Source organism: Pseudomonas sp. SC3(2021), assembly GCF_019856535.1.
GTDB lineage: Bacteria > Pseudomonadota > Gammaproteobacteria > Pseudomonadales > Pseudomonadaceae > Aquipseudomonas > Aquipseudomonas monsensis.
In genome coordinates, this window is record NZ_CP082236.1 from 661,149 (window position 1) to 681,611 (window position 20,463).

The 20,463-nt window shown below is 61.2% G+C and carries 17 protein-coding genes; 7 read left to right on the forward strand and 10 right to left on the reverse strand.

The window, feature by feature from the left end:
• Positions 1–15: 15 nt before the first annotated feature.
• A complete protein-coding gene (gene yjgA, locus K5Y35_RS03125; RefSeq protein ID WP_025109468.1) occupies positions 16–540 on the forward strand; it encodes a ribosome biogenesis factor YjgA in 525 nt (174 codons plus the stop codon).
• A 51-nt stretch (positions 541–591) separates the two neighbouring features.
• Here yjgA and tldD read toward each other — a convergent pair whose 3' ends face one another.
• The 8 genes from tldD to mreB all read right to left on the reverse strand — a co-directional run bounded on the left by tldD (position 592) and on the right by mreB (position 11,825).
• The gene (tldD, locus tag K5Y35_RS03130) at positions 592–2,034 is read right to left on the reverse strand and encodes a metalloprotease TldD (protein ID WP_123464647.1); all 1,443 of its coding nucleotides are present in this window, start codon (positions 2,032–2,034) and stop codon (positions 592–594) included.
• Between the two features lie 4 nt (positions 2,035–2,038).
• Positions 2,039–2,899, reverse strand: coding sequence for a carbon-nitrogen hydrolase family protein (locus tag K5Y35_RS03135; protein WP_186745601.1), 861 nt, complete (start codon positions 2,897–2,899; stop codon positions 2,039–2,041).
• Between the two features lie 79 nt (positions 2,900–2,978).
• Entirely contained in the window at positions 2,979–6,785 is a 3,807-nt protein-coding gene (locus K5Y35_RS03140) for a YhdP family protein (protein ID WP_222833654.1), read from the reverse strand.
• Between the two features lie 75 nt (positions 6,786–6,860).
• Complete coding sequence (rng, locus tag K5Y35_RS03145; RefSeq protein ID WP_064119353.1) at positions 6,861–8,318, reverse strand: ribonuclease G; 1,458 nt, start codon at positions 8,316–8,318, stop codon at positions 6,861–6,863.
• 57 nt (positions 8,319–8,375) lie between these two features.
• Complete coding sequence (locus tag K5Y35_RS03150; RefSeq protein WP_123464641.1) at positions 8,376–8,972, reverse strand: Maf family protein; 597 nt, start codon at positions 8,970–8,972, stop codon at positions 8,376–8,378.
• 37 nt (positions 8,973–9,009) lie between these two features.
• On the reverse strand, positions 9,010–9,501 hold the full coding sequence (gene mreD, locus K5Y35_RS03155) for a rod shape-determining protein MreD (protein ID WP_123464639.1): 492 nt from the start codon (positions 9,499–9,501) through the stop codon (positions 9,010–9,012).
• Positions 9,501–10,610, reverse strand: a complete 1,110-nt coding sequence (gene mreC, locus K5Y35_RS03160; RefSeq protein ID WP_261991808.1) for a rod shape-determining protein MreC — start codon at positions 10,608–10,610, stop codon at positions 9,501–9,503. The genes mreD and mreC overlap by 1 nt, the downstream gene beginning before the upstream one ends.
• A gap of 177 nt (positions 10,611–10,787) precedes the next feature.
• On the reverse strand, positions 10,788–11,825 hold the full coding sequence (mreB, locus tag K5Y35_RS03165) for a rod shape-determining protein MreB (protein ID WP_002555108.1): 1,038 nt from the start codon (positions 11,823–11,825) through the stop codon (positions 10,788–10,790).
• A 211-nt stretch (positions 11,826–12,036) separates the two neighbouring features.
• On the opposite strand from mreB, the gene gatC reads away from it, so the two are divergent.
• From gatC to K5Y35_RS03195, 6 genes are all read left to right on the forward strand, one after another.
• Positions 12,037–12,324 (forward strand): Asp-tRNA(Asn)/Glu-tRNA(Gln) amidotransferase subunit GatC, encoded by a 288-nt coding sequence (gene gatC / locus K5Y35_RS03170; RefSeq protein WP_007901429.1) that lies wholly within the window; start codon positions 12,037–12,039, stop codon positions 12,322–12,324.
• 16 nt (positions 12,325–12,340) lie between these two features.
• Positions 12,341–13,792 (forward strand): Asp-tRNA(Asn)/Glu-tRNA(Gln) amidotransferase subunit GatA, encoded by a 1,452-nt coding sequence (gatA, locus tag K5Y35_RS03175; protein ID WP_222833655.1) that lies wholly within the window; start codon positions 12,341–12,343, stop codon positions 13,790–13,792.
• Positions 13,793–13,938: 146 nt separating this feature from the next.
• The gene (gene gatB / locus K5Y35_RS03180) at positions 13,939–15,384 is read left to right on the forward strand and encodes an Asp-tRNA(Asn)/Glu-tRNA(Gln) amidotransferase subunit GatB (RefSeq protein WP_123464635.1); all 1,446 of its coding nucleotides are present in this window, start codon (positions 13,939–13,941) and stop codon (positions 15,382–15,384) included.
• Positions 15,385–15,602: 218 nt separating this feature from the next.
• Positions 15,603–15,977 carry a septal ring lytic transglycosylase RlpA family protein gene (locus K5Y35_RS03185; protein WP_123464633.1) on the forward strand — a complete coding sequence of 125 codons (375 nt, stop codon included), beginning with the start codon at positions 15,603–15,605 and terminating at the stop codon, positions 15,975–15,977.
• A gap of 46 nt (positions 15,978–16,023) precedes the next feature.
• Positions 16,024–17,085 (forward strand): calcium/sodium antiporter, encoded by a 1,062-nt coding sequence (locus K5Y35_RS03190; protein WP_222833656.1) that lies wholly within the window; start codon positions 16,024–16,026, stop codon positions 17,083–17,085.
• On the forward strand, positions 17,082–17,462 hold the full coding sequence (locus tag K5Y35_RS03195) for a carboxymuconolactone decarboxylase family protein (protein ID WP_011332452.1): 381 nt from the start codon (positions 17,082–17,084) through the stop codon (positions 17,460–17,462). Before K5Y35_RS03190 ends, K5Y35_RS03195 begins: the two co-directional genes overlap by 4 nt.
• Positions 17,463–17,597: 135 nt before the next feature.
• Here the strand turns inward: K5Y35_RS03195 and K5Y35_RS03200 are convergent, their stop codons facing one another.
• On the reverse strand, positions 17,598–18,539 hold the full coding sequence (locus tag K5Y35_RS03200; protein ID WP_123464628.1) for an AEC family transporter: 942 nt from the start codon (positions 18,537–18,539) through the stop codon (positions 17,598–17,600).
• Between the two features lie 369 nt (positions 18,540–18,908).
• The gene (garD, locus tag K5Y35_RS03205; RefSeq protein ID WP_222833657.1) at positions 18,909–20,462 is read right to left on the reverse strand and encodes a galactarate dehydratase; all 1,554 of its coding nucleotides are present in this window, start codon (positions 20,460–20,462) and stop codon (positions 18,909–18,911) included.
• Position 20,463 lies beyond the last annotated feature (1 nt).

Here is a 20,463-nt window from a genome sequence, read left to right on the forward strand (position 1 = left end):
TTGCGGACTGCCACCATGGTTGATTCTTACGACGACTCCCTCGATACGGGAGAAAAAAGCAAATCTCAGGTCAAACGCGAGCTGCATGCTCTGGTTGACCTGGGCGAGCGCCTTACAACACTCAAGCCCGACTTGCAGGCAAAACTGCCGTTGACCGACGCCTTGCGTCGAGCACTGGCCGATGCGCCCAAGCACACCGCGAATATCGCGCGTAAACGGCACCTGCAGTTCATCGGCAAACTGATGCGCGATCAGGACACTGACGCCATTCTGACCCTGCTCGATCAACTCGATGCCTCTACCCGTCAGTACAACGAGCGTTTCCACAATCTCGAACGCTGGCGTGACCGCCTGATCGCCGGTGACGATGCCGTGCTGGAGAAATTCGTCGTCGAGTACCCTGACGCCGATCGCCAGCAATTGCGTTCCCTGATCCGTCAGGCCCAGCACGAGGTTGCGCAAAACAAACCGCCTGCTTCCAGCCGTAAAATCTTCAAGTACATCCGCGAGCTGGACGATACGCAACGCGGCCTGCGTTGATATTCGTCATCGGGTGGCCGCCCTGCGTGCCACCCGAAGCTCCGCCTCGTCTTATGCGCCCGTGCCACCCACGGTAATCGCATCGATCTTCAGCGTCGGCTGACCGACACCCACCGGCACCGACTGTCCGTCCTTGCCACACGTCCCCACACCGCTGTCCAGCGCCAGATCGTTACCGACCATCGACACCCGGCTCATCGCCTCGGGGCCGTTGCCGATCAACGTCGCGCCTTTGACCGGCGCGGTGATCTTGCCGTCTTCGATCAGGTACGCCTCGCTGGTAGAGAACACGAACTTGCCGCTGGTGATATCGACCTGACCGCCGCCAAGGTTGGCGCAGTAGATGCCTCTCTTCACCGAAGCGATGATTTCCGCCGGATCGCTTTCCCCGCCAAGCATGTAGGTGTTGGTCATCCGTGGCATCGGCAGATGCGCATAGGATTCGCGACGACCGTTGCCAGTACGGGCCACCCCCATCAGCCGCGCGTTGAGCTTGTCCTGCATGTAGCCCTTGAGCACGCCGTTTTCGATCAGCGTGGTGCACTCGGTCGGCGTACCTTCGTCGTCGACGCTCAGCGAACCGCGACGACCGGCCAACGTGCCGTCATCAACGATGGTGCAGAGTTTGGATGCAACCATTTCGCCCATGCGCCCGCTGTAGGCAGAGCTGCCCTTGCGGTTGAAGTCGCCTTCCAGACCGTGGCCGACTGCTTCGTGCAGCAGCACACCGGACCAGCCCGAACCTAACACCACCGGCAAAGTGCCGGCCGGTGCCGGAATCGCTTCCAGGTTCACCAGGGCCTGACGCAACGCCTCACGGGCATAGCCCATGGCGCGGTCTTCGGCGAGGAAATACCGGTAATCGGTACGCCCGCCACCGCCGTGCCCGCCGCGCTCGCGACGGCCATTCTGTTCAACGATCACACTGACATTGAAACGCACCAGCGGCCGCACATCGGCCGCCAGACCGCCATCGGTGGACGCCACCAGAATCCGTTCCCAGACCCCGGCCATGCTCACACTGACCTGCTGAATCCGTGGATCGAGAGCGCGGGTGGCGACGTCGATGCGCTTGAGCAGTTCGACCTTCTCCGCACGGCTCAGCACTTCCAGCGGGTTATCCGGCGCGTACAACTGGGCAACGTCCTGCGTGGTAAACGCCTGCACTTTGCCGTTCTGCCCGGCACGGGAAATCGAACGCGCGGCACGGGCCGCAGCACCGAGGGCTTCGAGGGTAATTGCGTTGCTGTAGGCAAAACCGGTCTTTTCGCCGGATTGCGCACGCACACCGACACCCTGGTCGAGGTTGAAGCTGCCTTCCTTGACGATGCCGTCTTCCAGCGCCCAGGACTCGGAGATCTGCCCCTGGAAATACAGGTCGGCCGCATCGATGCCCGGACCGGCCAGATCGCCGAGCACGCCTTGCAGGCTCTCGAGGGTCACACCGCCCGGGGCCAACAAGTGATCACTGACTGAGGACAACAACTCGCTCATAGGTTTACGCCTTAAATTCGTGTTCTGAAGCAGGTCGCTGTGCGCCCTGCGAGAAAAACCGCCGGTGGCTCGCCACCGGCATGCGCGCCCGGATGGACGCTTGTTCGTCGATATCGCGTTCGGCCAACAACACCGCTTCGCCTTGATCCTGATGCGCCAGCACACGACCCCATGGATCGATGATCGCCGCATGCCCGAAAGTTTCTCGCGGTCCCGGATGGGTCCCGCCCTGCGCTGCCGCCAATATGTAGCACTGAGTCTCGATGGCCCGTGCGCGAATCAGCACGTCCCAATGCGCCGCGCCGGTCACCGCGGTGAAGGCCGACGGCGCCGTAATCAATTCGGCACCGGCAGCACGCAACTCGCTGTACAGCTCAGGAAAGCGCAGGTCGTAACACACCGTCAGGCCGACTCGGCCGACCGGGGTGTCCGCGACCACCACGCCGCTGCCATAAGCATAGTCATCGGATTCGCGGTAACGGCCCCGATTATCCGCCACATCGACATCGAACAAATGCAACTTGTCATAGCGGGCCACGGTGTCGCCCTGATCGTTGATCAGCAGCGAACAGGCATTGGCCTTGGCCATCGGTTGATCCAGCGGCGGTAACGGCAACGTGCCAGCCACTATCCATAACTTGAGGTCGCGGGCGGTCTGTTTCAACCACGGCAGGATCGGGCCTTCGCCCAGTGCTTCGGCGCGGCCAATGTCAGCGATGTCGCGACGGCCCATGGCAGCGAAGTTTTCCGGCAACACCGCCAGCTTCGCACCGCCGGCCGCAGCCTGCTCGAGCAGGCGTCGGGCCTGGGCCAGATTGGCCAGCACATCGCTCTGGCTGACCATTTGAATAACCGCTAAAGACATGGCCGTTCCTTATCCGCAAATCAACACAAACCCTGCAGAAGCTGGCGCAGGGGGCTTCGGCCATGCTACTAGCGGCGGTTCAAAAAGGCTTGTCGAATGTGATTTTCGGCTCTTTCCAAGGGCCCTTGACGGTGTATTTCACACTGGCAAAGCGCGCCACACGGTCGCCGATCAGTTTGTCGATCAGGAATAAGGCACCACCAACAGCCGGTGCGCCCACGATCAGCGCGGCAATCGGCAGGTTGTTGGTCACCGGCAAGGTCACCAGCAACTTGGCATCGACCTGTTCGCCGACCAGATCCAGCGTCCCGTCCAGTTCGATGTTGCTCGACGGCCCGGTCAGGCGGATCGGCTCGCGGGTCACGTAAACGCCGTTGTTCGCCACCAACAGGCCTTTGACCCGGTCATAGCTCAGGCCTTTGCCGAACAGGTCGGAGAAGTCCAGACGCAAGCGGCGGCCGATGGAGTTGAAGTTAAGCAGGCCAAACACCCGCAATGCCTGGGCCCCGCCCTCCACTTCGACAAACTGGCCCTTGTTCAACGATGCATCGAGGGTGCCCGAGAAACGTTTGGTCGCCAGCCACGCCGGCGAGCCCGGCCAACGGCCGTCGACGTCCATGCGGAATTCCTCGCTGGTCACACTCGGGGCAAAGCCCCAGCCTTTGAGGACATCGGCCAGGTTCTTGCCAGCGATCCGCCCCTTGAACCAACTGTTGGTCGCCCCCGGCGCACCTTCCCAGCCACCGTTCCCCTGCAACAGGATGCCTTTGAGGCCCATATCGAGGCTGTTCAGGGCGATGCCTTTGGCGGTCGGTCGCACCTTGAGCGACCAGCCGCCAACCAGATCCTGGCCGAGAAACAATTGATTGATGGTGATATCCAGCGCGGGGATTTTCGTCGGGTCGACCGAGACCAATGGATCGGGCGAGTTCTCATCGGCCTGGACCGACGGGTCTGGTGCCGGCAAGCGGACGTATTGCAGATTCACCGTAAGCGGCGTGCTCTTGGCATCCGGCAAGCTCGCCCAGCCTTTGGCCTGCTGGCTGTCCAGTGCCAGGTTCCACGTACTCGGCTTGCGGTTCACCTGGACCGAGGCCTGGTCAAGTGTGGTGCCAAACGCCGTGAGCTTGCCGATCTTGAAATCGGCACTGTTCAACAGTTGCTTGGCACTGCCACCCGGGTCCTGACCGGCGTATTTGTTGACCAGATCCTGCCACGGCGCCACGTCCAGCTCCGACAGCACACCGCGAATGCGCAAGCCTTTGGCGCCCGGCAGCACGGCTTCGCCGGCACCGAGGAACAGTTCGCCACGTCCGTCGGCAAAACTGCCTGGTGGTGCCGCGAAGGTAAAATTGGCCAGTTGATCGTAGTTGACCCAATAACGTCGCTCCTGCCCTTGCAGGGTCATACGGAACACCGTGCTGCGTCCAACATCCGCCGCCATGCCGAACGGTGCCGGCAGATCCACCGCCACGCCCTTCATGCTGGAGCTGACCAACAACTGACTGTCGGCACCGTCCAGATTCAATTGCAACTGGTACGGGATCGTCCCGGACACCGGCAGCGGTTGCGTCACGCCCAGCCAGTCGGTGAGTTTCTTGACTTCGACCTGCCCCGACGCGGCCACCCGGGTCTTGAGTTTTTTGGCGCTGCCGTCGGCAAAAATCTGCGCCGTGACAGGCTTGTCGAACGCTCGCGCCGCGATGTTCTGCCCGCTGAGGCCTTTGCCGCTGTCGAAACGGAAGTCACCTTTGAGCTGCGTCAGTTCCAGCTTCGGCTCTGCCAGCTGCAACCGTGCATTGGCGGTCTTGAAGTCGACCAGAATCTTCGGCTGATCGCCGCCCTTGTCCAGCGGCACGTCCAGCTTGAGCTTGCCCTGCAGATCGCCGGCGCCTTCCCAGCCGGCGAAGGTTTCGCCCGTACCGATCGGCGCCTCTTGAAGAATCTTCAAGCCATCGCCCAGGCCACCGGCAAAAGCCCCGTCGAGAAACAGATGGGTATGTTGGCCGGCAGGCACATGGGGAATATTGACGAACACATCACTGACCTGAGTATCGAGCAACTGGCCCTTGTCGGCCCAGATGCGCACACCGCTGTCTTCGATGAACACGTCGCCACTGACGTTGTTGACGTGAGGCCAGCCCGGCTGGAAGGCCAGTTCGGCGTCATGCACCTTGAAGAACAGGCTGATACTGCGATCCGCATCGCCCGCGTCCTTGTTCAGCGAGCCTTGATACTGGAAGAAGCCCTGATCCACTGCGCCTTTGAGAATGGCGGTGCGCAGCCATTCATCCAGCGCCGGACTCAAGACCTTGGGCAGATACTTGGCAGTGTAGCGACCATCGCCCTCGACCAGCCCGACCCGCAGGTCCATGTAGTCTTCCTGGCTATGGTCGAAGTGCAGGCGAATCAGGAAGTCGCCGGCAATCTTGCCCTCTTCGCCGAGCACCTTCAGGTACGGTGCGATCAGGGTGAAGCCGTCTTTATCGAGTTTCCAGGTCAGCCGCGCATTGGCCTGCAGATACTGCCAGGGCTTGGCGAAGATCGGATCAAGGTGCAGGACGAAATCCTTACTGTCCATGCGCAACTCGCCACCGTCGAGGTTACCGCTGAGACTGCCACTGACATTACGGGCGGCCGGCGCACCGTGATAGGCATCGAAACCGACGCTATCGAGATTGGCCGCGAAGCTGAACTTGCTGCCATCAGTGGCGTTGGGTCGGAAATCCAGCAACACATTACGCAGGCCGCCGGTGACGTTGAGGTGATCGACCACGGTGGCGAAACCTTGCGGCAATGGCCCCAGGGCGTTGAGCAACGGGGTGATCGGGGTCAGGTCGAGGCGATCGGCCTGCAGATGCCAAAGCTCTTCAACCTTGTCACTCGCACGGGTCTGCTGCAGCTGCACGCGCGATTCCCAGCGGGTTTCGCCAATGCTCATCGCCAGTGAATCGAAGGTGACCGTCGCACCCTCGGCGCTGTTACGGTAGTAAGCGTTGAGCGCCAGATTGTGTATCTGAATCGGTTTGCGCTCGGCATAGGCACCGGTCAGTTGCGGCGCGTTCAGGCGCAGCGAGGCAATTTGCAGAGCGCCCTCGGCCCAGTTGAACCAGAGCTCGCCACCGGCCTTGAGCTCGGAGAAATGCCATTGCTGGGTCAAGCGCTCGGGCAACCACTTCGCCCAGTCGCTTTGCGGCAGGCTGGCATAGCCGTCCACCACACTGTCCTGCCATTGATCAGGGCGAATCCGCGTACGCAGGCTCAGCGCAACGGGCTGGCCATCCGGCAGGGTCAAACGCGCATCGAGGCGTTGCCGACTGGCGCCGGTTTTCAGGTTGAGGCCGACATAGGTCAGCGTCATTGGCGCGTGATCCTGCGGCTGCAAGGTTACCTGACTGTCGAGCACCGACAGTTGCTGGATCATTTGCGAGCGGTTGAACAGTTGCTGCGGATCGAGCGGCTGATCGTTCTGCACCGGCAGGCCTTCCAGCGCCCAACGGCCGTCCGCCGCTTCCTTGAGGCTGATCTTCAGACCATTGAGTTCCAGATGAGCGATGCGCACTTCGCGGGCCAACAGGCTGGCCCACAGATCCGGTACGGCACGCACCCGATCCAGGCGCAGAGCATTGGCGCCGTCGCCAACCATGACGTCGTGGGCGAGCAGGATCGGCGCAAACCCGCTCCAGTTGCCTTCCAGCTCACCGATCTGCAGCGGCATGCCCAAAGCCGCACTGGCCTTGTCTTCGATGTCGGCGCGATACTCGGCCACCAGCGGGGTCAGCTCACGGCCAAGACTGACGTACAACGCCATCAACACCAGAACCAACGCGCACAGGCCCAATCCCCAACGGGTGAGCGCGGCCAGAATGCGTGTCAGACGCTCCATGTCAGTTGGCTCCCATGGCGAAAATACTGCGAAAAGCTGAGGCCAGCCGCGGTGGATTGAATGTGACGCAGGTGATCAGAGCAGCACCACGTCGTATTGTTCCTGGGAATACATGGTTTCCACCTGAAAGCGTATGGTGCGACCGATAAACCCTTCAAGCTCGGCGACGTTACCGGATTCTTCGTCGAGCAGGCGATCGACCACTTTCTGGTTCGCCAGCACTCGATAACCCTCGGCCTGATAGGCGCGGGCCTCGCGAAGAATCTCGCGGAAAATCTCATAACAGATGGTTTCCGCCGTCTTCAGTTTGCCGCGCCCCTGACAACTGCTGCACGGTTCGCACAATACCTGCTCAAGACTTTCACGGGTACGCTTGCGGGTCATCTGCACCAGGCCCAGCTCGGTGATGCCGATGATGTTGGTCTTGGCGTGATCGCGCTCCAGCTGTTTCTCCAGGGTGCGCAGCACCTGGCGCTGATGTTCTTCGTCTTCCATGTCGATGAAGTCGATGATGATGATCCCGCCGAGATTGCGCAGGCGCATCTGCCGGGCAATCGCCGTGGCCGCTTCGAGATTGGTCTTGAAGATGGTTTCTTCCAGATTGCGATGGCCGACGAACGCCCCGGTGTTCACATCAATGGTGGTCATGGCTTCCGCCGGATCGACCACCAGATAACCACCGGACTTCAACGGCACCTTGCGCTCGAGGGCCTTCTGGATTTCGTCTTCGACGCCATACAGATCGAAAATCGGTCGCTCGCCCGGGTAGTGTTCCAGACGATCGGCGATTTCCGGCATCAGTTCGGCGACGAACTGCGTGGTTTTCTGGAAGGTTTCCCGCGAATCAATGCGGATCTTCTCGATCTTCGGATTGACCAGATCACGCAGGGTGCGCAACGCCAGGCCAAGGTCTTCGTAGATCACGCTCGGTGCAGCGATGGTTTTGATCTGCTCGTTGATCTGATCCCACAGACGGCGCAGGTAACGGATGTCCATGAGGATCTCGTCGGCACCGGCACCTTCGGCGGCCGTGCGCAGAATAAACCCGCCCGCCTCCTTGATCCCTTCCTTGGCCACACAATCGCTGACCACCTGCTTGAGGCGCTCGCGCTCGGCTTCGTCTTCGATTTTCAGGGAAATGCCAACGTGGGCGGTGCGCGGCATGTAGACCAGATAGCGCGAAGGAATCGACAACTGTGTGGTCAGGCGCGCGCCCTTGGAACCGATCGGATCCTTGGTGACTTGCACCACCAGACTCTGGCCTTCGTGCACCAGCGAACTGATGCTCTCCACCGCAGGCCCTTCACGCAGGGAGATTTCCGCCGCGTGAATGAACGCGGCACGGTCCAGTCCAATGTCGACGAACGCTGCCTGCATGCCCGGGAGTACGCGGACAATCTTGCCTTTATAGATGTTGCCGACGATCCCGCGTTTTTGCGTGCGCTCGACATGCACTTCTTGCAGCACACCGTTTTCGACCACCGCCACGCGCGACTCCATCGGCGTGATGTTGATCAGAATCTCTTCACTCATGGCAGGATCTCGTTCAGGCATGTTCACGATAATGGCCGCATCTTTTGTGTACGACGCTTATTGCGCATTCAGGTTTTGCCAACAGGGTATGCCGAAATGGTCCAACAGTTCTGCGGTTTCGCAAACGGGCAGGCCGACCACCGCCGAATAGCTACCGTTGAGGCCGGCGACAAACACCGCGCCAAGCCCCTGAATGCCATAGCCACCGGCCTTGTCCCGGGGCTCGCCGCTGGCCCAATAGGCGGCGGCTTCGTCGCGACCGATCGGCCGAAACCGCACCAGACTGCGCACCACCCGCGACTCGCAGCGCTCGCCTTCGCGCACGGCGATCGCAGTCAGCACTTCATGCTCCTTGCCAGACAACATCATCAGCATGGCGCATGCATCGGCTTCGTCCACCGGTTTGCCAAGAATTTTACCGTCGAGCACCACTGCGGTGTCGGCGCCCAGGACGCAGAACGCTGCGTCGGAAACGACCGTGCACTGCCCGGCCTCGGCCTTGCCGCGCGCCAGGCGCTCGACATAAGCCGAAGGCGATTCTTCGGGTAGCGGGGTTTCGTCGATGTCCGCGCTGATGGCGGAGAATGGAACGCCGATCTGCGTGAGCAATTCACGGCGACGCGGCGATCCGGAGGCGAGGTAAAGCGGCTTCATCAAAACATCTCCCTGTTCAGTGCCCTGCTTCACCGGATCAATTGATTTTGTAGCGGCGGCGCAATCCACGCAGAGCAAAGCTGACCCAAGGCCAGAGCAAGGCACTGACCAGTGCCGGAAGTACCAGCGCAAGGGTCGGCTGACGGTTGCCGGTCAAGGCACTGAGCCACAGCTGGACCAGTTGCGCGAGGCCGAAAATCACCAGGATCACCAGGCACTGCTGCCACATCGGGAACATCCGCAGGCGTTGTTGCAATGACAGAACCAGAAAGGTGATCAGGGAAAGGATCAAGGCGTTCTGACCGAGCAGGTCGCCCTGCAGCACGTCTTCGGCCAGTCCCAGGCAGAACGCCGTGACCATGCCCACCGTATGCGGCAGGTACAAGGCCCAGAACGTCAGAAGCAAGGCCAGCCACAGCGGGCGCAGGATCTCCATGAAGATCGGCAATGGCGACACGCTGAGCAATATGCCGACGACAAACGTCAGCCAGACGATCCAGCCGTTACGCGATGCGGTAGCCCCGACCATTATTCTTGCCTCCCGGTGGTTGCCGGCGCGGTGACAGGCGGTTTGGCCGCCGGTCGAGCAGCAGGCGGATTCGCCGGTGGTTTACTGGCGGCCGGTGTGGCGGCCGGTGGTTTTGCAGGCACTGGCGGCTTGCTTGCTGCGGGTTTGGCCGGCGCAGCGCTGGCGGCCGGTGCAGCCGGTGCAGCCGGCGACGTCGCAGGCGTTGTTGCGGCAGCCGGCGGGGTCACGGTTTTCGGCACTGTCGTTGGGATCACCGGGCCACCGCCCTGGGCATCAAGATTTTCCTGCGCCTGCGCTGCGTCGTTGGCACGCTCTTCGGCGGTGCGGTTGTCGCTGAACACCAGCAACATGTAGCGGCTGCGGTTCAGTGCGGCCGTCGGCACGGCGCGGACAATGGCAAACGGCTGACCGGAATCGTGAATCACTTCTTTCACGGTGGCGACCGGATAGCCCGCCGGGAAGCGCTGGCCAAGGCCGGAACTGACCAGCAGATCGCCTTCCTTGATGTCTGCAGTATCGGCGACGTGACGCAATTCCAGTCGTTCAGGGTTACCGGTACCGCTGGCAATCGCCCGCAGGCCGTTGCGGTTCACCTGCACGGGAATGCTGTGGGTACTGTCAGTGAGCAGCAGGACACGGGAGGTGTAAGGCATCAACTCGACCACCTGCCCCATCAAGCCGCGGGCATCGAGCACCGGCTGACCGAGCACCACGCCGTCGCGCTCACCTTTATTGATGATGATGCGATGAGTGAAGGGGTTGGGGTCCATGCCGATCAACTCGGCCACTTCGACCTTTTCGTTGACCAGTGCGGAGGAATTGAGCAACTCGCGCAGCCGCACGTTCTGCTCGGTGAGGGCGGCAAGCTTTTGCATGCGGCCCTGCAACAGCAGGTTCTCGGTCTTGAGTTTTTCGTTTTCGGCAACAAGCTCAGTGCGGCTGCCGAACTGGCTGGCGACACCTTCCCACAGGCGACCGGGCAGGTCAGTGATCCAGTAGGCATCCATCAGCACCAGCGACGCTTGTTTGCGCGCAGGCTTGAGCAGATCGAATCGGGCATCGACCACCATCAGCGCGACCGACAGCACGGCCAGCACCAACAGGCGCACACCCAACGAAGGGCCCTTGGCGAAAAGCGGTTTAATAAGCCGCTCCTCCCAGGCAAATGTTCTGTTTATTCATACGGCATCAAACCGGCCTGGATGAAGACTGACAGAAGATAAACGCCAACAGGCAGCACTGCAAAGTGCTGCCTGCGCGCTCACCCACGTATTGCACTCGGCGACTTATTCGCTCGAGAGCAGGTCCATGGTGTGTTTATCCATCATTTCCAATGCACGGCCACCGCCGCGAGCAACGCAGGTCAGCGGGTCTTCGGCAACGATCACCGGCAGACCGGTTTCCTGGGCCAGCAACTTGTCGAGGTCACGCAGCAGCGCGCCACCACCGGTCAGCACCAGGCCACGCTCGGCGATGTCGGAAGCCAGCTCCGGCGGCGATTGCTCCAGGGCGCTTTTCACAGCCTGAACGATAGTGGCCAGGGACTCTTGCAGAGCTTCCAGCACTTCGTTGGAGTTCAGGGTGAATGCGCGTGGAACGCCTTCGGCCAGGTTGCGACCGCGAACGTCGACTTCGCGAACTTCGCCGCCCGGGTAGGCCGTACCGATTTCCTGCTTGATGCGCTCGGCCGTCGATTCACCGATCAGGCTGCCGTAGTTGCGGCGCACGTAGGTGATGATCGCTTCGTCGAAGCGGTCGCCGCCCACGCGGACGGATTCGGCATAGACCACACCGTTCAGGGAGATCAGCGCGATTTCAGTGGTACCACCACCAATATCGACAACCATCGAACCACGTGCTTCTTCAACCGGCAGACCGGCACCGATCGCAGCAGCCATTGGCTCTTCGATCAGGAATACTTCACGGGCACCGGCACCAAGGGCCGATTCACGGATGGCACGACGCTCCACCTGGGTGGATTTGCATGGAACGCAGATCAGCACACGAGGGCTAGGCTGCAGAAAACTGTTTTCGTGAACCTTGTTGATAAAGTATTGCAGCATCTTTTCGCAGACGCTGAAGTCGGCGATTACGCCGTCTTTCATCGGACGAATGGCAGCAATGTTGCCCGGCGTACGGCCGAGCATGCGCTTGGCTTCGGTGCCGACAGCAACGACACTTTTCTGGTTACCGTGTGTCCGAATGGCCACAACCGATGGCTCATTCAGGACGATACCGCGCTCGCGCACGTAAATAAGGGTGTTGGCAGTGCCCAGGTCAATGGAAAGATCGCTGGAAAACATGCCACGCAGTTTCTTGAACATGGGAAAGGGACCCTAGGCAACGCGTGGGTAAAAAAGTGCGGCAAACTCTAACAACGACAGGGATTTTGGGCAAGGCGCCAATATGTTAAATTGGCCGCTTTTCTGTGCACCAAGCCCCACAATCGCGGCCTTATGACCGTAGAAGTGCGGTAGTGTTCCGACAATCTAACACACGGACGCCGTCCGTTCTGTTTTCCACTGGAGAATCCCGATGGCGCTAGAACGCTCCGACGTGGAAAAAATCGCTCATCTGGCCTGCCTTGGCCTCAATGATGCCGATCTTCCGCACATTACTTCCGCCCTCAACAGCATTCTCGGGCTGGTCGACGAAATGCAGGCCGTCAATACCGACGGTATCGAGCCTTTGGCCCACCCGCTGGAAGCCAGTCAGCGCCTGCGCGCCGACGTTGTGACCGAGACCAATCACCGCGAGGCCTACCAGTCCATCGCACCAGCGGTCGAAAACGGCCTGTATCTGGTTCCGAAAGTCATCGACTAAAGGGAAAGAGCCTGCAATGCATCAAATGACTCTGGCCGAGATCGCCCGCGGTCTCGCCGATAAAAAGTTTTCCTCCGAAGAGCTGACCAAAGTCCTGCTGGCGCGTATCACCCAGCTCGATCCACAGCTCAACAGTTTCATCAGCCTCACCGAAGAGCTGGCGCTCGAGCAGGCGAAAGCCGCCGACGCACGCCGGGCCAACGGTGAGAGCGGCGCCCTGCTCGGCGCGCCGATCGCTCACAAAGACCTGTTCTGCACCCAGGGCATTCGCACCAGCTGCGGCTCGAAGATGCTCGATAACTTCAAGGCCCCGTACGACGCCACCGTGGTCGCGAAACTGGCCGCTGCCGGTGCCGTGACTCTGGGCAAGACCAACATGGACGAATTCGCCATGGGTTCGGCCAACGAGTCGAGCTGGTACGGCGCGGTGAAAAACCCGTGGAACCTGGAAAACGTACCGGGCGGTTCGTCCGGCGGTTCGGCGGCGGCGGTTGCCGCTCGTCTGTTGCCTGCGGCCACGGCCACCGACACCGGCGGCTCGATCCGTCAGCCGGCGGCGTTCACCAACCTCACCGGCCTGAAGCCGACCTACGGTCGCGTGTCGCGCTGGGGCATGATCGCTTATGCCTCCAGCCTCGATCAGGGCGGCCCGTTGGCACGCACCGCCGAAGACTGCGCGATTTTGTTGCAAGGTATGGCCGGGTTCGACCAGAACGACTCCACCAGCATTGATGAGCCGGTTCCGGATTACTCCGCCAGCCTCGGCGATTCGCTGCAAGGCCTGCGCATCGGCGTGCCGAAGGAATACTTCAGCGCCGGTCTCGACCCGCGCATTGCCGAGCTGATCCAGAACAGCATCAAAGAGCTGCAGAAGCTCGGTGCGGTGATCAAGGAAATCAGCCTGCCGAACATGCAGCACGCGATTCCTGCGTACTACGTGATTGCGCCGGCAGAAGCCTCCTCGAACCTGTCGCGTTTCGACGGCGTGCGTTTCGGCCATCGCTGCGAGAACCCGGAAAACCTGATCGACCTGTACAAGCGCTCCCGTGGCGAAGGCTTCGGCCCTGAAGTGCAGCGCCGGATCATGGTCGGTGCCTACGCGCTGTCCGCCGGTTACTACGATGCCTACTACCTGAAAGCGCAGAAGATTCGTCGTCTGGTGAAGAACGACTTCATGGCGGCCTTTAATGAAGTCGACATCATCCTCGGCCCGACCACGCCGAACCCGGCCTGGAAGCTCGGCGCCAAGAACAGCGACCCGGTCGCTGCCTATCTGGAAGACGTCTACACCATCACCGCCAACCTCGCGGGCCTGCCGGGCCTGTCGATGCCGGCCGGTTTTGTCGACGGTCTGCCGGTTGGCGTGCAGTTGCTCGCGCCGTACTTCCAGGAAGGTCGCCTGTTGAACGTTGCCCACCAGTATCAGTTACACACTGACTGGCACACCCGCACCCCGCAGGGGTTTTGAAACTGCTGCGCTCGGTAATGCTGCGTTGAAAACTGGCTCGTAATGCTCATTGACTAACGTCAACTCCGCTTACTCGCCAGTTTTCGCCTTGCCTTACCTTCGCTCGCAACGTTTCAAAATCCCCAGCAAAAGGCTAGGAGACACACATGCAATGGGAAGTCGTGATCGGGCTGGAGATTCACACTCAGCTCACCACCCGGTCGAAAATCTTTTCCGGTAGTTCCACCCAGTTCGGCTCCGAGCCGAACACCCAGGCCAGCCTGATCGACCTGGGCATGCCCGGCGTGTTGCCGGTGCTGAACCAGGAAGCGGTGCGCATGGCGGTGATGTTCGGTCTGGCGATTGACGCCGAGATCGGTCAGCACAACGTGTTCGCCCGCAAGAACTACTTCTACCCGGACCTGCCGAAGGGCTACCAGATCAGCCAGATGGAATTGCCGATCGTCGGCAAGGGCCACCTGGACATCGCCCTGGAAGACGGCACGGTCAAACGTGTCGGCATCACCCGTGCGCACCTGGAAGAAGACGCCGGCAAGAGCCTGCACGAAGAATTCAACGGTGCCACCGGCATCGACCTGAACCGTGCCGGCACGCCGCTGCTGGAAATCGTGTCCGAGCCGGACATGCGCAGCGCCAAGGAAGCCGTGGCTTACGTCAAGGCGATCCACGCGCTGGTGCGTTACCTGGGCATCTGCGACGGCAACATGGCCGAAGGCTCGCTGCGTTGCGACTGCAACGTCTCGGTACGTCCAAAAGGCCAGGTCGAGTTCGGCACCCGCTGCGAGATCAAGAACGTCAACTCGTTCCGCTTCATCGAGAAGGCGATCAACTCCGAGATCCAGCGTCAGATCGAGCTGATCGAAGACGGCGGCAAAGTGATCCAGCAGACCCGTCTGTACGATCCGAACAAGGACGAGACCCGTCCAATGCGTTCGAAAGAGGAAGCCAACGACTACCGTTACTTCCCCGATCCGGACCTGCTGCCGGTGGTCATCGAAGAGTCGTTCCTGGGCGAGGTGCGCGCCACCCTGCCAGAACTGCCACCGCAAAAACGCGAGCGCTTCCAGAGCCAGTTCGGTCTGTCGGCCTACGACGCCAACGTGCTGGCCACCAGCCGTGAGCAAGCGGATTACTTCGAGAAAGTCGCGGCCATCGGCGGTGACGCCAAACTGGCAGCGAACTGGGTGATGGTCGAGTTGGGCAGCCTGCTCAACAAGCAAGGCCTGGACATCGAGGATTCGCCAGTCTCCGCCGAGCTGTTGGGCGGCATGCTGCAGCGCATCAAGGACAACACCATCTCCGGCAAGATCGCCAAAGTGGTGTTCGAAGCGATGGCCAATGGCGAAGGCACTGCGGACGAGATCATCGAAAAGCGCGGCCTGAAGCAGGTTACCGACAGCGGCGCGATCTCGGCGGTGCTGGACGAAATGCTCGCGGCCAACGCCGAGCAGGTCGAGCAATACCGTGCTGCAGACGAAGCCAAGCGCGGCAAGATGTTCGGTTTCTTCGTCGGTCAGGCCATGAAAGCCTCCAAAGGCAAGGCCAACCCGCAGCAAGTGAACGAACTGCTGAAAAGCAAGCTCGAAGGCTGATGAAAATGGAGCCAGACAAACAGCCTGGCTCCATCCCCTGTAGGAGTGACCTGTGGCGAGGGGATTTATCCCCGTTGGGCCGCGAAGCGGCCCCAATGGCTGAGCTTGATTTGCACCAGATAAACCGAGTTCTCAGATTTTGGGACTGCTGCGCAGTCCAACGGGGATAAATCCCCTCGCCACAGGTCACTCCCACATTTGATTCGGGAAACCTTTGAATGAAGCGTTTGTTCATCAGCTGCGCCCTGCTCTCTCTACTGGCCGGTTGCGCCAGCAACGACATCATCGACCCGCACGGTTACGACCAGACCGGCGTTGCCTCTTATTACGGCGCCAAACACCACGGTAAACGCACCGCCAGCGGCGAAGCGTTCAACCAGCATTCCCTGACCGCCGCCCACCGCCAGTTGCCTTTCGGCACCCGGGTGATGGTCACCAACCTGAAAAACGCCAAGTCCTGCGTGGTCCGCATCAATGATCGCGGGCCGCATACCCGTGGTCGCCTGATCGATGTTTCACGCGAAGCGGCCGAACGACTCGGTATGCTCGGCAGTGGCACCGCCCGGGTGCGCATCCAGGCCCTCGACGACTGATGGAGCACCGACCATTTTCGGACTGACCGATTTACCGCTGATCAGCGTGATCGAATTGCTCGCCGGCCTCGGCCTGCTGATCTTCGGCGCCGAACTGATGGTGCGCGCGGCGGTGCGGCTGGCGGCCCGTCTGCACGTACGGCCGCTGATCATCGGTCTGACCATCGTCGCCCTCGGCAGCAGCGCGCCGCAAATGGCCGTCAGCCTGCAAGCTGCGCTGACGCATAACTCCGACATCGCCGTCGGCAGTGTGGTCGGCAGCAGCATCTTCAACATCCTTGTCACCCTCGGCCTGTCGGCGTTGATCATTCCGCTGCGTGTGTCGCGGCAACTGGTGCGCCTCGATATTCCGCTGATGATCGGCGCCAGCCTGCTGGTGTTCGTCCTGGCATGGAACGAGGAGATCGGGCGTTTCGACGGCATCGTGCTACTGGCCGCCCTGGCGTTGTACCTCGGTTTGCTGTTTCGGCAGTCGCGCCACTCGACGCGACCGCATTCCGATCCCCCGCAAGCGCTGCAGGCGTCATGGATCGCCAGCGCGCTGATGATCATCGTCGGCCTGGCCATGCTGGTGTTCGCCGGGCACCTGTTGCTCAACGCTGCGGTTGTGGTGGCGACTGATCTCGGCTTCTCGGAACGCGTCATCGGCCTGACCGTGGTCGCCGTCGGCACGTCGCTGCCGGAACTCGCGACGTCGTTGATCGCGGCCTTGCGCGGACAACGCGACATCGCTGTCGGCAACGTGATCGGCGCCAACCTGTTCAACCTGCTGGGGGTGCTCGGCCTGACCGCACTGATCGCACCGACGCCGCTGTCGGTGTCGCCGAACGCGCTGGATTTCGACCTGCCGGTGATGCTCGGCGTCGCCGCGCTGTGCCTGCCGGTGTTCTATTCCGGCTACCGCGTGACACGTGCCGAAGGTTTGCTGTTGCTCGGTTTGTACCTGGCGTACGGGTTGCACGTGGTGTCGTTCACCACCGGCATGCCGCTGGCCGGCAAGCTCGAGCGGTTGATGCTGTTTTATGTATTGCCGACGCTGTTGACGTTTCTGCTGTTCACGTCGATCCGCGCCTGGCGCCGCCAACACCACAAGAGGGATATGCCATGACCGAATCGAAGAAGTCCGGGGTTGAAGTCCGCCGTCAGGTAATGGGCGATGCATTTGTTGATCGCGCCTTGGGCAACGCCACCGAGTTCACCCAGCCGCTGCAGGATTTCGTCAATGAACACGCCTGGGGCGGCGTGTGGAATCGTGAAGGTCTGCCGCTGAAAACCCGCAGCCTGATCACCCTCGCCGCACTGACCGCGCTGAAGTGCCCACAGGAGTTGAAGGGCCATGTGCGCGGCGCGCTGAACAATGGCTGCACGGTGGATGAGATTCGTGAGGCGCTGCTGCATTGCGCAGTGTATGCCGGCGTGCCGGCGGCGATTGATGCGTTTCGCGCGGCGCAGGAAGTGATCGATAGCTACCAGAAACCTGAGTGACCTTCCGGGCCTCATCGCGGGCAAGCCCGCTCCCACAGGGATCTCAATGTTGATGAAATCTGATTAACAACCGAAAAACCTGTGGGAGCGGGCTTGCCCGCGATGAGGCCGGAAAAATCACCGAAAATCTTTCGGTCAGATCCATCCACCCCACTGCAAAACAAAGATCCCGACATTGGTGGTCACCGCCGCCATCAGCGTGGTCAGCACAATGATCGCCGCCGCCAGCTCATGATTGCCCTGCGCCGCCCGGGCCATGACGAAACTCGCCGCCGCCGTCGGGCTGCCGAAGTACAGAAACAGAATCCCCAGCTCCGCGCCGCGAAATCCCCACAACCAGGCCCCCAAAGTCGCCAGCACTGGCAAACCGATCATCTTCACCAGACTCGAACTGAGCGCCATGTTGCCGCTCTTGCGCAACGCCGCCAGTGACAGGGTTCCGCCGATGCAGATCAGCGCCAGTGGCAACGTGGTCTGCGCCAGATACTGTCCAGATGTCTCCAGCCAGCCCGGCAAACCGATTTTGAAATAGGCAAACGGCGCCGCGGCAATCACGCTGATGATCAGCGGGTTGCTGAACACGCTTTTGCAGATGCTCCACGGATCGGACTTGATCACCGGGCTGTACACCGCCAGGACAATGGTCGACAGGGTGTTGTAAAACAGGATCACCAGCGCGGCGAGAATCGCCCCGAGGGAAATTCCGTAATCACCGTACATGCTCGCCGCCAGTGCCAGACCGATCACCCCGTTGTTGCCGCGAAACGCGCCTTGGGTGTAGATGCCGCGATCTTCGCGAGGGCAACGCAGAATCGCCCAGCCCCAGGCCAGGGCAAAACTCGCCAGCGTGGCGACGGCGAAGTAGATCAGCAGTGCCGGTTGCAGTGCGGCGTGCAGATCCGCATGCAGAATGCCGAGAAACAGCAGCGCCGGCATGCTGACGTTGAACACCAGCGACGAGGCGGTGTGGATGAAGTTGTCGTTGATCCAGTCGATGCGTTTGAGCAACACACCGAGAAACAGCATGGCAAACACCGGCGCGGTGATGTTCAGGGTTTCGAGGAAGATTGCCAGCATGCCGGGGGAGCCTTGGGTGAGCGTCGTTAGGTGGCAATGATAAAGCAAAAGCCCCTCACCCTAGCCCTCTCCCAAAGGGAGAGCGGACCGATCGCGGGATATTGGAGAAATCCATCGACCTGAAATGACATGGCTGAATCCAGCAATGCCTGTAGCAGGCCATAATCAACTCGGTCGGCCCCTCCCTAGCCCTCTCCCCAAGGGAGAGCGGACCGATCGCGGGATCTTCAGTCAATTCATCGACCTGAAATGACATCGCCAAATCCATAATCGACTCGGTCTTTCAGGTCGATGTAATGCGCAAGACACCTCGGTCGGCCCCCTCTCCCTCCGGGAGAGGGCTGGGGTGAGGGCCAAGCCGATCACGCATCAAGTAATCGGCGCCGGATTGAACAGCGTGATGTCGTTATGCAGCTTGTGCTTCTCCGCCCACGTCTGCTGCTTGCCGCTCGCCACATCCAGATAGTAGTGGAACAACTCCCAACCCAACTCCTCGATGGTTGCGCGACCGGTGGCAATCCGTCCGGCGTCGATGTCGATCAGGTCCGGCCAACGCTGCGCCAGCTCGGTCCGGGTCGAGACTTTTACGACCGGTGCCATCGCCAGCCCGTAGGGCGTGCCGCGACCGGTGGTGAACACATGCAGGTTCATCCCCGCCGCCAATTGCAACGTGCCGCAGACAAAATCGCTGGCCGGGGTCGCGCAGAAGATCAAACCTTTCTGCTTGAAGCGCTCGCCCGGGCCGAGCACGCCGTTGATCGCGCTGCTGCCGGATTTGACGATCGAGCCCAGCGACTTCTCGACAATGTTCGACAACCCGCCCTTCTTGTTGCCTGGCGTGGTATTGGCGCTGCGATCCGCTTCACCCTTGGCCAGATAACGGTCGTACCAGTCCATTTCGCGCACCAGTTCCTCGGCGACAGTTTTGCTCTGCGCACGTGAAGTCAGCAGGTAGATCGCATCGCGCACTTCAGTGACTTCGGAAAACATCACCGTCGCCCCGGCGCGCAGCAGCAGGTCCGAGGCGTAACCCAGTGCCGGGTTGGCGGTGATTCCGGAAAACGCATCGCTGCCGCCGCACTGCATGCCGAGGATCAGCTCGGAGGCCGGCACGGTTTCGCGGCGGCGCTGGTCGAGCTTCTTCAGGCGGACTTCGGCCAGCGCCATGATCTGCTCGATCATCTCGGTGAAACCGTGACCGGAATCCTGCAGGCGATACAGCCACGGCTCGCTCAGATCAACCGAAGCGTCGTCCTCGTGCATCACCTGCCCGGCCTGCAATTTCTCGCAACCGAGACTGATCACCAGCGCCTCTCCCCCCAGATTCGGGTTGCGCGCCAGATTGCGCACGGTGCGAATCGGGATGTAGGCGTCGGTGGCGGTGATCGCCACGCCGCAGCCGTAACTGTGGGTCAGCGCCACCACGTCATCGACGTGCGGGTATTTGGGCAGCAACTCGTCCTTGATGCGCTTCACCGCATGATCGAGCACACCAGTGACACACTGCACCGTGGTAGTAATCCCGAGAATGTTGCGCGTGCCGACAGTGCCGTCGGCATTGCGATAACCCTCGAAGGTGAAGCCTTCCAGCGGTGCCTGGGCGGGCGGCACTTCGGTGGACAGCGGCAGGCTGTCCAGCGGCGGCGCGGTCGGCATGCGCAGTTGATCTTCCTTGACCCAACTGCCGCGCGGAATGGGCTGCAACGCGTAGCCGATGGTCTGGCCGTAGCGAATCACCTGGCCGCCCTCGGGAATGTCTGCGAGGGTGACCTTGTGGCTCTGCGGTACAAAATCCACAGTCACCAGACCGTCGGGAAATTCGGTGCCGGCCGGCACGCCCTGGTCGTTGACCACAATCACTACGTTGTCCCGCTCGTGCAGGCGGATGTAGCGCGGCGAGTCGGAATGTTCAATCAACTGCATG